6 protein-coding genes are annotated in these 14,263 nt (G+C 44.3%); 3 read left to right on the plus strand and 3 right to left on the minus strand.

The window, feature by feature from the left end; genetic code table 11:
* Positions 1-1,589: 1,589 nt before the first annotated feature.
* The gene (locus VZD24_RS14940; protein WP_279448190.1) at positions 1,590-2,081 is read left to right on the plus strand and encodes a Dps family protein; all 492 of its coding nucleotides are present in this window, start codon (positions 1,590-1,592) and stop codon (positions 2,079-2,081) included.
* A 127-nt stretch (positions 2,082-2,208) separates the two neighbouring features.
* Here VZD24_RS14940 and VZD24_RS14945 read toward each other — a convergent pair whose 3' ends face one another.
* From VZD24_RS14945 to VZD24_RS14955, 3 genes are all read right to left on the minus strand, one after another.
* The gene (locus tag VZD24_RS14945; protein WP_342687521.1) at positions 2,209-2,511 is read right to left on the minus strand and encodes a hypothetical protein; all 303 of its coding nucleotides are present in this window, start codon (positions 2,509-2,511) and stop codon (positions 2,209-2,211) included.
* Positions 2,512-2,765: 254 nt separating this feature from the next.
* The gene (locus tag VZD24_RS14950) at positions 2,766-6,479 is read right to left on the minus strand and encodes a metallophosphoesterase (RefSeq protein ID WP_342687520.1); all 3,714 of its coding nucleotides are present in this window, start codon (positions 6,477-6,479) and stop codon (positions 2,766-2,768) included.
* A gap of 6 nt (positions 6,480-6,485) precedes the next feature.
* Positions 6,486-10,163, minus strand: coding sequence for a bifunctional metallophosphoesterase/BamA family protein (locus VZD24_RS14955; RefSeq protein WP_342687519.1), 3,678 nt, complete (start codon positions 10,161-10,163; stop codon positions 6,486-6,488).
* Positions 10,164-10,215: 52 nt separating this feature from the next.
* On the opposite strand from VZD24_RS14955, the gene VZD24_RS14960 reads away from it, so the two are divergent.
* A complete protein-coding gene (locus tag VZD24_RS14960) occupies positions 10,216-11,400 on the plus strand; it encodes a Pycsar system effector family protein (protein WP_279448193.1) in 1,185 nt (394 codons plus the stop codon).
* Between the two features lie 1,409 nt (positions 11,401-12,809).
* Complete coding sequence (locus VZD24_RS14965) at positions 12,810-13,496, plus strand: SIMPL domain-containing protein (protein ID WP_279448194.1); 687 nt, start codon at positions 12,810-12,812, stop codon at positions 13,494-13,496.
* Positions 13,497-14,263 lie beyond the last annotated feature (767 nt).

Consider the following 14,263-nt stretch of genomic DNA (forward strand, 5'->3'; position numbering starts at 1 on the left):
GTCTGTTGTGGGTTGTCTGTTGTGGGGATTGTTTAATTGTGTAATTGGGACTTAAAGGACAAAAAGACAAAAGGATACAAAGGACGAAATGACTTGTAAAGGACTATGGCTCCCCTTTGGGGCTGGGGGACTTTTTGGGGCGGTTGTCGGTTGTCGGTTGGCGGTTGGCGGTTGTCTGTTGTCTGTTGTCTGTTGTCTGTTGTCGGTTGTCGGTTGTGGGTTGTCTGTTGTCTGTTGTCTGTTGTCTGTTGTCTGTTGTGGGTTGTCGGTTGTCTGTTGTCTGTTGTCGGGGGTCGGTTGTCGGTTGGCGGTTGTCTGTTGTCGGTTGTCTGTTGTCGGGGGGCGGTTGTGGGTTGTGGGTTGTCTGTTGTCTGTTGTCGGTTGTGGGTTGTGGGTTGTGGGTTGTCTGTTGTCTGTTGTCGGTTGTCGGTTGTGGGTTGTCGGTTGTCGGTCGTGGGTTGTCTGTTGTCGGGTGGCGGTTGACTGTTGTCTGTTGTCGGTTGTCGGTTGGCGGGGGTCGGTTGTCGGTTGTGGGGATTGTTTAATTGGTTAATTGGTTAATTGGTTAATTGGGATTAAAGGACTTAAAGGACAAAAAGAGTAAAAGACGAAAGGGACAAATGGAATTAAGGGATAATAGAAACAAAAAGACGCAAAGGACAAAACGACCTGTAAAGGACTATTGCTCCCCTTTGGGGCTGGGGGACGTAGGAAATTGAAATCGAAATCGAAATCGAAATTGAAATCGAATCAGCTCACTTTGGGATTTGGGATTTGGGATTTGTTTTGGGTGGGGGTTTGGAGGGTTTGGCCACGAATTCACGAATTATGTTCCTGCGCTTTACTTGGAGAGGGTTGCCACGAATTCACGAATGATTTTTGGTTGGAGTGAAAGATTAATCGTAGTGGTGTGGAAGACGCACGAATTGTTTTCCTGCGCTGGCGCTTGGAAGGAATTATCACGAATTTGCGATTAAGCTTTAAATTGGAGCGAAAGGTTGACCGCGGGGGGGTTGGGGGTTGTGGGAAATTGAAATTGAAATCGAAATCGAAATTGAAATCGAAAAACGACCTAACCCCTTCCGTTAACTGGTTAATTGTTCAGATTCGTAAAGATTAAAGCCGAGGTGGGTTATTCCCCACTTTGAAGGGGGGTTGGGGGGATGTTTTGGGGGGATTGTTTAATTGTTTAATTGTTAAACTGTGTAATTGAAGGCTCGTTGATGATTAACCACAAAGTGCACAAAGTATTCACAAAGGACGCAAAGGACTTAAGGGATAAAAGGAACAAAAGGACACAAAGGACGAAATGAATTGTAAAGGACTATGGCTCCCCTTTGGGGCTGGGGGACGTAGGAAATTGAAATCGAAATCGAAATCGAAATCGAAATCGAAATTGAAATCGAATCAGCTCACTTTGGGATTTGTGATTTGTTAATTCGTTAATTTGGGATTTGGGATTTGGCCTTATTTGTATAAGGTGACTGGCAGTTTGGAAGGAAGGTTAAAAAAAGGCTAAAACGTCTTAAAAAATTGATTACCACTGCAGGGTTGTTTATCTTTGGGGATAACCTTAAAACATAAATAAAATGGGATATTTAAATCTTGATAAAAAGAAAACAACAGCCACTGCAAAAGAGCTTAATGTACTTCTTGCAGATTATCATTTATACTATCAAAAACTTCGGAATTTCCACTGGAATGTAGTGGGGAAAAATTTTTTCGACCTGCATGTTAAGTTCGAGGAATTGTATGACGATGCGAAAATAACAATTGATGAAATTGCAGAGCGAATTCTTACCCTGCGCTTTCAACCCACCAGTAATTTTACAGATTACTTAAAAATGAGCAATATCAAGGAATCTTCAGAAGATACCAAGGATTTGGAAATGGTTAAAATATTGCTAGACGATCACGGAAAGCTGCTAAAACAAATGCGCATAGTAGTTGAAACCGCAGATAAGGCCGGAGATGAAGGTACTATCGATATGATGGGCGGCTATATAGGCCATATTGAAAAAGTAAGTTGGATGCTGGATGCCTGGAGTATGAAGAGTGGAGATAACCATCCGGAGGCATAGGGAGAATTGAGATGTGAGATGTGAGATGTGAGACTTGAGATTTGAGATTTGAGACATTAGATGTAGGATATTAGAAAATATAAAAACTGAGTGATTGGAAGTGAAATTCTGATTGCTTGGTTTTTTTTTATCGGTTGGGGGGTGGCGGTTGGCGGTTGTCTGTTGTCGGTTGTCTGTTGTCGGTTGTCTGTTGTCGGTTGGCGGTTGTCTGTTGTCTGTTGTCTGTTGTCGGTTGGCGGGTGTCGGGTGTCGGGTGTCGGTTGTCTGTTGTCGGTTGTCTGTTGTCGGTTGTCGGTTGGCGGTTGTCGGTTGTCAGTTGTCGGTTGTCGGTTGTCGGTTGGCGGTTGGCGGTTGACTGTTGTCTGTTGTGGGTTGTCTGTTGTGGGGATTGTTTAATTGTGTAATTGGGACTTAAAGGACAAAAAGACAAAAGGATACAAAGGACGAAATGACTTGTAAAGGATTATGGCTCCCCTTTGGGGCTGGGGGACTTTTTGGGGCGGTTGTCTGTTGTCGGGTGGCGGGTGGCGGTTGTCTGTTGTCGGTTGTCTGTTGTCGGTTGTCGGTTGTCGGGTGGCGGTTGTCGGTTGGCGGTTGTCGGTTGGCGGTTGTCGGTTGGCGGTTGTCGGTTGTCGGTTGTCGGTTGTCTGTTGTCGGTTGTCGGTTGGCGGTTGGTGGTTGTTTTTAGAAATCGAAGCCTAGGCCGAAGGTTAATCTACTGCCCTCGGTGGAGTTGAAGAGGCTTAGGTTGGCGTTTAGGCCGCCGGAGCCGTTGATCCATAGGCCGCCGCCGCGGGAGTTGTGCCACTTTTCGGAACGGTCGTCTGCCAGCCACACCCTGCCTAAATCGGCGCCTCCATAAATTCCGACTTGGAAAGGGATAAGGCCGATTTTAAATTGGGGGAGGCTATACCGCAGATCGGCGCTTCCTACCAGGAACGACTTGCCCGTAAACCGCTGTTCGCGATAGCCGCGTAAGCCGTTATTACCCCCTAGGTTAGCGGCTTGATAAAACTGGTATTTTTCGCCTATATTATATTCGTATTTGAGGTTGGTTTTTAAAACCAAGGTTCTATTTCGTATTAAACTATTGTAAAATCCGAGGCGCGTTTTTAGATAGCCGAATAGGTTATCCATAGCTTCCAAATTGTCTGTTAAACCCAAATTAAGATCGAACATTAGGCCTACGGTGGGGTTGAGGGGATCGTCGAAACTGCGGTAGTTGTAAATTCCTTCCAAGGTGCCGTAATAACTGGTTTTACCTTTGTTTTGAAGGTTTACGGTAGCGATAAAATTTGAGGGGGAATTGTTTACCTGATACGCATCGAAGGTAGTTTGCAGTTTGAAAAAACTACCGAAGTTACTATTGCGAAGCAGGCCAATATTTCCGGAGATATGTTGTACTTCTATCCTATTGTATTCATATCCTTTTGTTTTTTGGGGGTTGGTGGTTTCGTTGCCGAAGCCAAAGAAGTTCCTTGTAAAATTAGGACTGGTAAACCGAGCGCCGAAGCTTAGGTTTAAGTCGTCTTTTATATTGGCGAATTCGCCTGAATAGGAGATTTCAAAACTGTTTATATCGGTAAAATAGGCCGCGTTAATTTGGTGCTTTTGTGAAAAGGGGTTGCGGGTATAGCTATCTACTCGATAGGCGTATTGCATTGCCGCCCGAAAGCCATCGTCCGGATTAAAGCCGATTGCGGAGAGGAGCCCTTGGGAGCGCTCTATTTGTTTTCTATAATCGTAAGTGTTTAGGTTGTACACATTTGTAAACCGCAGGCTACCCCCATTTTTTTGGGTAATCTCAGTGGGGGCGTCCTGATAATCGTACACCTTTACCCTCCTACCCGCGTTTAGGGTATAAACATCCTCGCCATGGCCTCCTATAAGACGGACAAAGATTAGGTTATTGGCTTCGTTATTTACTTCAAAAGTATCGTTGCCCCCCAGGCCATAAATCCATAACTCCCGCGTGTCCTTATGGGAATAGGTTCGATTTATTAGGGTATCGGACTTTTTGCCGTTGATGACGGTAAAGCTTTGCACCTGAGTTTTACCATCGGGAAGGCGGGTAATTTGGAATAACTCATCGTAATCTGTGCCTACAATGGTTTGTAGGGTGGAGAAATAGCTGTAGTAGGCATCGGCAATTTCTACGAGCTTGGCCTTTCGCAGTTTTAGTTTCTCTTTAATATCCTGTAAGGCTTCGTCCTGTACTTCCGGGGGCACTTGGTTAAAGGCTTTTTCAATAACAGCATCGGTAAGGCTATCTTGTATGGCTTTTGCCAAATACTTCCATTGGCCGCGGCCTGAATTTTTTAGTATAGCCCTATCTAATATTACCCCTTCCTTATTAAACCATTCCAGGTCGGTTAAATTTTCGCTATAGACGTGTTTTTCGAGGCTACCGTTAAAGAGGGAACGGGTAATATCGAAAACGTTGCCCTCAAAGCTTGAGAAGGCATTGTCGCGATTATTGGGGATGGGGACATATACGTTTTTTTGATAGCGGTTGTAGTATTCTGCCCAGCGCCAATGCCCCGGTTCGCGATCCCAATCGCCTATAAGCATATCAAAAAGTCGGGATTTAATATAGTTGTCTTCATCTACCGCCACATCGCCTGTTTGGCGGAGTTTGATTAAAATATCGTCTGTAGTTTCAACATCGTCGGGGTATTTAAACAGGCCCTCCCCTTCACTTTTTTCTGAAGGTTCAATAGATATTAAATACAGGTCGTCGCCAAAATTTTCGTTGTAGCGGCCCAATCTTTTTTGTTTGGGTACATAGAACAATTGGGGGGTAGTATAAAAAACCCCTATGGCGCGGGCCATATCGGGAATTGCCATAATAGCATAGGGAGGGGAGGCGGTGTAAAAGTTGACGCTCTGCCCTTTAATTGACGGGATGTCAATTTTTTCTTCTTCTGAAAATTCGGCTTTATTGTCGTTAAACACTATTTTTCGCGATACCTCCAAAGCGTTTTTACCCATGGCACGAAGGCGATATCTGTTGCCCTTTTTGTCGGCCAAAAGAAGGGAATTGTAATCGGCACCCTTGCTCTCCTGAATTACGTGCAGTCCGCCATAGAGGGTGTCTAAGGATGCCACTTTTGCGGTTACTGGCTGGGAGTAGGCATTTTCGTATTTTGCGCCCCAAACGGTTTTAAAGAACAGGGCTTCGTTTATACTGTCCTGTTTAAAAATGGGGACGGTATATTCCTGCGGAAATACTTCGCGGTATTGGGAGAGGTCGGGTTCAACGGGCGCCGGAATTATTTCCTTTTGAAACAGCAATTTTGGGGTATAGTTTTCACCTTTTACGAAATAGCGCACCCAAGAAGAGCCATCGTCAAAAACATCCAAAAGGGCAAAGCCTTGGGCGCCGGTGCTAAAGAGACCATCTTTCCCGATGGCGGCATAGGATTCCTTCGCCCCTGCACCTGAAACAATCTGCCGTAGGCCATCTTTTTCAATATACTGCATATTGTGGTCGTGGCCGGAAACAAATACCAAGCGGGTGTTGTTTTTAACCAATTCCTGTAAGCGGTTCATCAAGTTGTTGTACAGCTCGTTATACTTATCCTGTACCGAGACTCCACCTTGGGAGCGCACTTGTACTACCAAAGATGCCAATACTGGCATTGGGATTTTTTTTTGCAGGGGGTAAAGATGCTTTTCCAGAGCGAAATAGCCGCCGTGGTTCCCGTTGGTAAACATGGGGTGGTGCATGGCGAAGACCACCGTTTTATTTTGACTTTTCTCCAGCGCCAGTTGCAGTTCCAAAAAGAACTTTTCGCGAGTTTTTATGTCGCAGTTTTTATTGATGCTCGGATTTTTGTTCCAGTCTTCCAGATACCATTGGGTGTCTATTACAATTAATTGAATGGTTTCGGAAACGGCGATGCTTTCCAGCGGACAGCCATTGCTGGGCCTAAAGGCATCTTGGTCGGGAAAAAGCGACTCCACATAATTTTCTTCGCGCGCTACCCCTACTACCCCATTGTTATACCACTCGTGATTTCCGGGTAAAAAAATGGTTGGCCCTTGATAGTCCTTTACCGCTTTATATTGGGCGTCTATCATATTTTCAGATTCCTTACGGCGGGGGTGCCCTTCGGGATCCATCCCGGAAGGGTATATATTATCGCCTAGATAGAGCGTGTAGTTGCCGGGGGTTTTTTCGGTTTTTAGATATTGGTTAAAGGTTTTAAGGGCATCGCTCATGCCTCCCATAGGGGAAAGACCGGCATCGCCCACGAGGTAAAAGGATTTCTCTATTTTTTTATGTGAAGGAAATACCGCTTTTGCCTCTTTATCCTTATACTGCGGGGCATAGGTAGCACAGGAAGAAATGAGGAAAACCGTTGAAAATAGAAAAAAGCACTTTTTAAAAATCATAAATAACTACATTGAAAGCGCCAGACCAAAGGTAAAACGCATTCCTTCATCGCCCGTAAATAGGTTAAAGGTTCCACTTACAAGATCGGCAGAGTTTATCCAAAAGCCGCCGCCGTACGAACTGTGCCATACATCTGAAGTATCGTTGGGAACCCAAACGCGCCCTACGTCATAGCCTCCAAAGATACCAATCTGTACTGGCAGTAGGGCTGTTTTAAATTTATTGAAACTATATCTAAGGTCGGCAGCACCCACGGCGGCCGTTCTGCCCGTAAAGCGTTCATCTCTATAAGCGCGAAGGCCGGTATCGCTGCCCAATTGGGCACCTTGGTAAAACTCGAAGTTGTTACCAATATTGAATTGCCCCCGGAAATCGGTTTTTAAAACCAGTTTGCGATTGTGGCTTAAGGCGCTATAAAATACGAGACGCGGATGAACGTAGCCATAGATATTGTCGCTTTCCTTGATATTTTGGGTACCCCCTGCCACTAGGCTGAAATCCATTCCACGGCTTGGGTTTACCTTATTGTCAAAACTTTGGTATTGATAACTCCCTTCGGCAGTAGCGAAGTATTTGGTTTGTTCCAAATCGGTAGGGCTTGGGGTTACTTGGGTGATGTATCTATCGGCGGTAGCTTCTACCTTTACGCCTTCGAGCTTAGCTTTAAACTGAAATACGCTGCCATAAGGGGAATCTTTCTTTATTCCCAACGAACCGCCATAGCCACCAATACGCACGCGGTTATAGTCCTTGCCCACTTCAAATTCATAGTCGGGATTAATGGTTTCATTCCCAAAACCGAAATAGTTTTCGGAAAAGTTGGGGTTTTTAAAATGCCCGTTTACCAAGAAGTTCCAACTGCCGAAGATATTTGCAAATTCACCTTGATAGTTGATTTCAAAACTACTGGTAGCCGAATAATACCCTACTCCCAGACTGTGCTGCTGCGAAAACGGATTTCTTTTAAAACCGTATTGGGTAAGTACGTAGGAAGGGCCAATTTTAAATCCGTCGTCTGGATTATACCCTACTGTAGGAAGAAATAGGTTTACGGTTTTTATTTCCTTTTTAAAGTCGTAAGTGTTATAATCGTAATTGTCGGTTAGCTTTATGCTGGCGCCCCCTTTTTGCTCTATGATGTTCTTTTTGCTCTTTTGGTCGTACACCTTTATATTGCGACCATTGGCAATTTTATAGGTATCGTTGTTTTGTCCGCCAATAATGCGAATAAAAATTGGGTTGTCGCCTTTTCCCCGAATTTCAAACACATCGTCATCGTCTAAGCCATACACCCAGATTTGTTTGGTTTGGTTAGCGTGAAAGGTGCGGTCTAACATTAAATGGCCCTTTTCGCCGTCTTTTATACGGTAGGTTTTAATATTGGTCTTGCCTTCGGGTAGGCGGGTAATTTCGAAATAGTCGTCTTTATCGGTTCCCGTAACGGTCTGCAATTTGGCGAAATGCTCGTAATACTCTTCGGCGATTTGTACAATATTATCGCGTCGGGCTTTTAGCTTTTGCTTTATTTCTTCGGCCACTTCACCTTGCACTTCCACCGGGAGGTCTTTAAAGGCACTATCTATTACCGCGTCTGTAACATTGTTCTTTATATATTGGGCTTCGGCAAGCCACGTATCTTCATCGGAGCGTTGTACCAGGGCGCGATCCAATTTAATACCCGCTAAGTTAAGTCCGCCGGTGTGTTTTACTTCTTCGCTATACACCTGAAACTGTCGCGCGGTGCTAAACAAAGTACGGGCAATATCGAGTAGGGCGCCATCGAAATTGGAATACACTTGGTCGCGGTCTCTGGGGATGGGCTCATATACTCTGCTGCCATCGTCATTTTTATGTTCGGTAAAGCGCCATTGATCTGCATGGCGGTCCCAATCGCCTACCAGCATATCAAACACCCGTGCGCGTACGAAGGATTTTTCATCGAGGGTATATTTTTCATCTTCGCGAAGCTTTTCAAAAAGATCGTCTGTACTTTCCATATCGTCCGGATAGTTAAAAATAGGGCCGGTAAAGGTTTCGTCGGGTCGCTCTACGATCATATACAATTCGTCGCCGTAGTTTTCATTAAAATTTCCCAAGGCGAATTGTTTTGGCACATAATACAGTTTGGGTTTGGTGTGCAAGATATTGGCTGCTTCTGCCAATTTTGGAATCGTAAAGGCGCCATAGGGATGGGCGGCCGTATAAAAATCGAGAATTAACTCCTCGGGAATGGTGTTTACAAAATCGTTTTCTATCTGCTTATCCTTTATAATTACCGTTTGTAAAAACTGTACGGCGCTCTTTTTTAGGGCGCGCATATTATAGGTCCTACCATCCTTATCTTCCAAGCGCAAGGAACGGGTTTGGTGCCCTCCCCCAGCACGCATTACTTTGAGGCCGCCGTAAAGCGTATCCAACAGCACTGTTGGAGCGGTTACGGGAATGCCGTACACCTCTCTGTAATGCTCACCCCAAAGGGATTTGTAAAAACCGGACTTGTTGATTAATTCGTCCTTATACACTTGTGCCTTGGTGGTCTGCGGAAAGTTTTGATGTAGGATAGAGAGGTCGTAATCCTGAACTGGGGGGTGAATTTCGTTGTAATACACCGAACTATAGCCGCCATCGGGTCCGGCCTTATAAAAGGTAACTTGGGTAGCTCCCTTTTTAGAAACATCCAATCGAGCAAAGCCTTGGTGGCCATAGCTAAACTTACTGAATTGCCCCAAGGCAGCAGCCGTAGCGCCAGATCCCGAGCCAGCAACAATTTGCTTTACAGAGCCTTCTTCATTATACTGTAGCGATTTATCGTGGCCCGAAACAAAAACCAATCTCTTTATATCTTTGGTAAGTACTTGAAGGCGTTGCATCAAATTATTATAACGTTCGTTATAGCGGTCTTGTTTAGAAATAGCCCCCAAACTTTTAACCGGTTTAATAAAAGTGCTAAAGAAATCTTTGTGGATTAATGGGTATTTGCCGCCGTGTTCGCCATAGGTTATCAGGGGGTGATACATAGCAAAAACGATGGTTTTGGTGGCGTTCTTTTTTAATTCGCCTTCTATTTCAATAAAAAGGCGTTCGCGGGTTTTAATCTGGCATTTGTCGTTCATCTTGGAATTGGTATCCCAGTCTTCCAAAAACCATTGCGTGTCTAACGCAATTAGGTGTACATCGTCGTTAATATCAATACTTTCGATGGGGCAGCCGTTGTTGGGTTGCAACACATCGGCATCGTTAAACTGCGATTTTAGAAAATCTTCTTCCAATTCCAGGCCATCTACTCCGCCCTTCCAATCGCGGTTGCCAGGGAGAACAACCACTTTGCCCTTAAAATCTTTTAGAGCGTCTATTTGCAGCTGCATAGATTTTTTGGCCTGTTGTTTGGCGGCTTCATCTTTGGGGGGCATGCCCGCGGGGTAGAAGCTATTTCCCAAAAAGATAATATAGCTGTCTTTTGAATTGTTTTCTGAAATATAATTTTGAAGGGATTTAACCGAATTTGAAACCTCATCACCTTCCTGACCGGTATTGCCTATAAGAAAAAACGTTTTGTTTATTTCGTCTTCTGAAAGCGTTTTGGGGGAGGTATTTTCTTCGTTTTTATAAAGCGGTTGATAAGTGGCACAGGCCGAAAAAAATACTGTGGCGAGAAAAGTTATAATGATGTTAATTTTATTCATATATATTCTTGTAGATTGAATTTTTATTACTTTGGGTACCTAAATAATTTTTATGAGCAATATAGTTGAAGCGGCCGACAATTTTATATTTCAATTGTTTAAAGACGAGCTTCCGAGCACTTTTGTATATCACAACTACACCCATTCAAAACGCGTTTATAAAAGTATAAACGAAATTATTGAAAACTCCCAATTTGATGTTAAAGATGCTACCATACTGCGATTGGCGGCTTTGCTGCACGATACTGGTTACACGGTAAAGCGCGAAGGCCACGAAGAGGAAAGCGCAAAGATTGCTGAAAAATTTTTAAGGGAACAGCAGGTTGAGGACGATATAATTGAAGGAGTGGTCGGGTGTATTCGCGCTACCAAATTTAAAAATACAGTACCCAAGACACAACTTGAAAAAGCGATTCGCGATGCCGATAGCTCGCATTTTGGGAAGGACTATTTTGAAGAGGCCAGTGAGTTTTTGCGGCAGGAATATCTGTTTCAGAATATTCACGAGTACACCTCGAAGGAATGGCAGGACGAAAATATAAAGGTGTTGGTTGAAGATCATCAGTTTTATACCGATTATGCCCTAAAAAATTGGCAGCCCACCAAGGAAAAGAATTTATCGGATTTATTGGAGGACCGCAAAAAGCGGAAAGCCAAAATGCACAAGGAACGCGTAAAGGCGAAGCTGAAGGCGGAGTACAAAAACGACAGTCCGGAGCGCGGCATACAAACCTTTTACCGCACTGCCCTGCGGAATCATATGAAACTCAGTGATATTGCCGATACAAAGGCAAACATAATGTTGTCTGTAAATGCAATTATTATTTCGTTGGTGCTTTCTAACCTTATCTCGAAGTTAGACAATAACAACTACCTAATAATTCCGACGGCCATATTTATTCTCTTTAGTGCCATTACGATGATATTGGCGGTAATAGCCACGCGGCCCAACGTAACCCGAGGGGAATTTACCAAGGAAGACGTCGCTAATAAATCGGTTAATCTTACTTTCTTTGGAAATTTCCACAAAATGGAGCTCGAGCAATACGAGTGGGCGATAGAGGAACTTTTAAAAGATAGAAATTACGTGTATAAATCGCTTACCAAAGATTTATATTTCCTTGGAAAGGTATTGGATAGAAAATACCGGATTTTACGATTAACCTATACCATTTTTGTTGCGGGCACCATTATTTCGCTTCTTGCCTTTGCGGCTTTCTTTTATGTTGAAATGTAGTTGACTGTTGGCGGTTGGCGGTTGGCGGTTGTCGGTTGGCGGTTGTCTGTTGACGGTTGTCTGGTGTGGGTTGTCTGTTGTCTGTTGGCGGTTGTCTCTTGTGGGGATTGTTTAATTGTGTAATTGGGACTTAAAGGACAAAAAGACGAAAGGACAAAATGAATTGAAAAGGACTATGGCTCCCCTTTGGGGTTGGGGGACTTTTGAGACGGGTGTCGGTTGTCTGTTGTCTGTTGTCTGTTGACGGTTGGCGGTTGGCGGTTGGCGGTTGTCGGTTGTCTGTTGTCTGTTGTCTGTTGACGGTTGGCGGTTGGCGGTTGTCTGTTGTCGGTTGGCGGTTGTCTGTTGACGGTTGTCTGTTGTGGGTTGTCTGTTGTGGGTTGTCTGGTGTCTGTTGTCGGGTGTCGGTTGTCTGTTGTCTGTTGTCGGTTGGCGGTTGGCGGGGGTCGGTTGTCGGTTGTCTGTTGTCTGTTGTCTGTTGACGGTTGGCGGTTGGCGGTTGGCGGTTGGCGGTTGTTGGTTGTCGGTTGTCTGTTGTGGGTTGTCTGTTGTGGGGATTGTTTAATTGTGTAATTGGGACTTAAAGGACTTAAAGGACAAAAAGACGAAAGGACAAAATGAATTGAAAAGGACTATTGCTCCCCTTTGGGGTTGGGGGACTTTTTGAGACGGGTGTCGGTTGTCTGTTGTCTGTTGTCTGTTGTCTGTTGTCTGTTGTCTGTTGTCTGTTGACGGTTGTCGGTTATGGGTTGTCTGTTGACAGTTGTTGGAATTGTGTAATCGGTTAATCGGTTAAATAAGCAAAGTTAAAGCCTAGGTGGATTATTCCCCCCTTAGAAGGGGGGTTGGGGGGATGTTTTTCTGGGGGACGGAAAAGACAAAAGGACGCAAAGGACAAAATGACAAAAGGACTTAAAGGACAAAACGACTTACAAAGGACTATTGCTCCCCTTTGGGGTTGGGGGACTTTTGAGACGGGTGTCTGTTGTCTGTTGTCTGTTGTCTGTTGTCTGTTGTCTGTTGTCTGTTGACGGTTGTCTGTTGTCGGTTGTCGGGTGTCGGTTGTCGGTTGTCTGTTGTCTGTTGTCTGTTGTCGGTTGTCTGTTGTGGGTTGTGGGTTGTCTGTTGTGGGGATTGTTTAATTGTGTAATTGGGACTTAAAGGACTTAAAGGATAAAATGACTTGTAAAGAACTATTGCTCCCCTTTGGGGCTGGGGGACTTGGGGTTGTGGGACTTGGTTGATTGTGGATGTTTAGCTACAAAGGACCGAAAGGACAAAAGGAGAAAAAGACGGAAAGGACGAAATGACTTGCAAAGGACTATTGCTCCCCTTTGGGGCTGGGGGACTTGGGGCTGGGGGACTTGGTTGGGGGACTTTAATGCATAAAAAACAATAAAAAAATAATTATGAAAATGATAAAAACGATTTTAATATTAGCAATTACAACTACTACTCTTATGGCACAAAACACTTTACCGCCACCCACTATTGATGTTACGGGCGAAGGGATTGTTCGCGTTGTTCCGGATGAGGCAACGATTAATATTCGCGTTGAAAATACCGGGGAAAATACCAAGCTGCTAAAACAACAAAACGACGCTACCATTAGTGAAGTTTTAAAGTTTTTAAAGAAAATGGATATAGCCGAAAAAGATGTGCGTACCGAATATATGAACCTCAATAAGAATTACGATTACAACAGTAAGACCTATACATTTGCCGCCAACCAATCGCTTTCGGTAAAGCTGCGCGATTTAAATAAATACGAGGCGGTGATGAAAGGTTTAATAGATACCGGGATCAATAGAATAGACGGCGTAACTTTTTCGTCGTCTAACGAAGAAACACTAAAAGTGGAAGCTCGAAAAAAAGCGATAGAAAACGCACAAATGAAGGCTAAAGATTATGTGTCTGTTTTAAATCAAACCGTTGGGAAAGCAGTTTCGATAAGCGAACTCAGCAACCCCAGCGGACCAAGGCCAATGTATAAAGCAGCGATGATGGATTCATCATCGGAAGGTAGTGATCCGACCATTGCGCTTGGGGTAATAGAGGTTAAAACCAGGGTTAATGTGAGCTTTCTTTTAAATTAAAGATAATTGGGGGGAGGCGGCGTAATGTTTTTTTCTACCGATATTTTGTCCCTACGGGACAATGAGGTTTATTTGACAGCTCTTTTTCTACCCATATGTTGTCCCTACGGGATAGGTTGATGGAGCCAATGCATTCTACCGATATGTTGTCCCTACGGGACAATGGGATTCTATCTTTCGGGCTTTTTCTACCGATATTTTGTCCCTACGGGACAATGGGTTCGTTTGTCCGTTTTCTTTTCTACCCATATGTTGTCCCTACGGGACGGGTGGATGGGGTCGATGATTTGGGGATGCTGAGCTTGGTTAGACGTTTTTTCTACCCATATTTCGTCCCTACAGGACAAATAGATGGAGCCAATGCATTCTACCCATATTTTGTCCCTACGGGACAATGGGTTCGTTTGTCCGTTTTCTTTTCTACCGATATGTTGTCCCTACGGGACAGGTGGATGGGGTCGATGATTTGGGGATGCTGAGCTTGGTTAGATGTTTTTTCTACCGATATGTTGTCCCTACGGGACAGGTGGATGGGGTCGATGATTTGGGGATGCTGAGCTTGGTTAGACGTTTTTTCTACCGATATTTTGTCCCTACGGGACAATGAGGTTTATTTGACAGCTCTTTTTCTACCCATATGTTGTCCCTACGGGATAGGTTGATGGAGCCAATGCATTCTACCGATATGTTGTCCCTACGGGACAATGGGATTCTATCTTTCGGGCTTTTTCTACCGATATTTTGTCCCTACGGGACAATGGGTTTGT

It is taken from the genome of Aequorivita flava (assembly GCF_038742595.1).
In the GTDB taxonomy this organism is placed as follows: domain Bacteria; phylum Bacteroidota; class Bacteroidia; order Flavobacteriales; family Flavobacteriaceae; genus Aequorivita; species Aequorivita marisscotiae.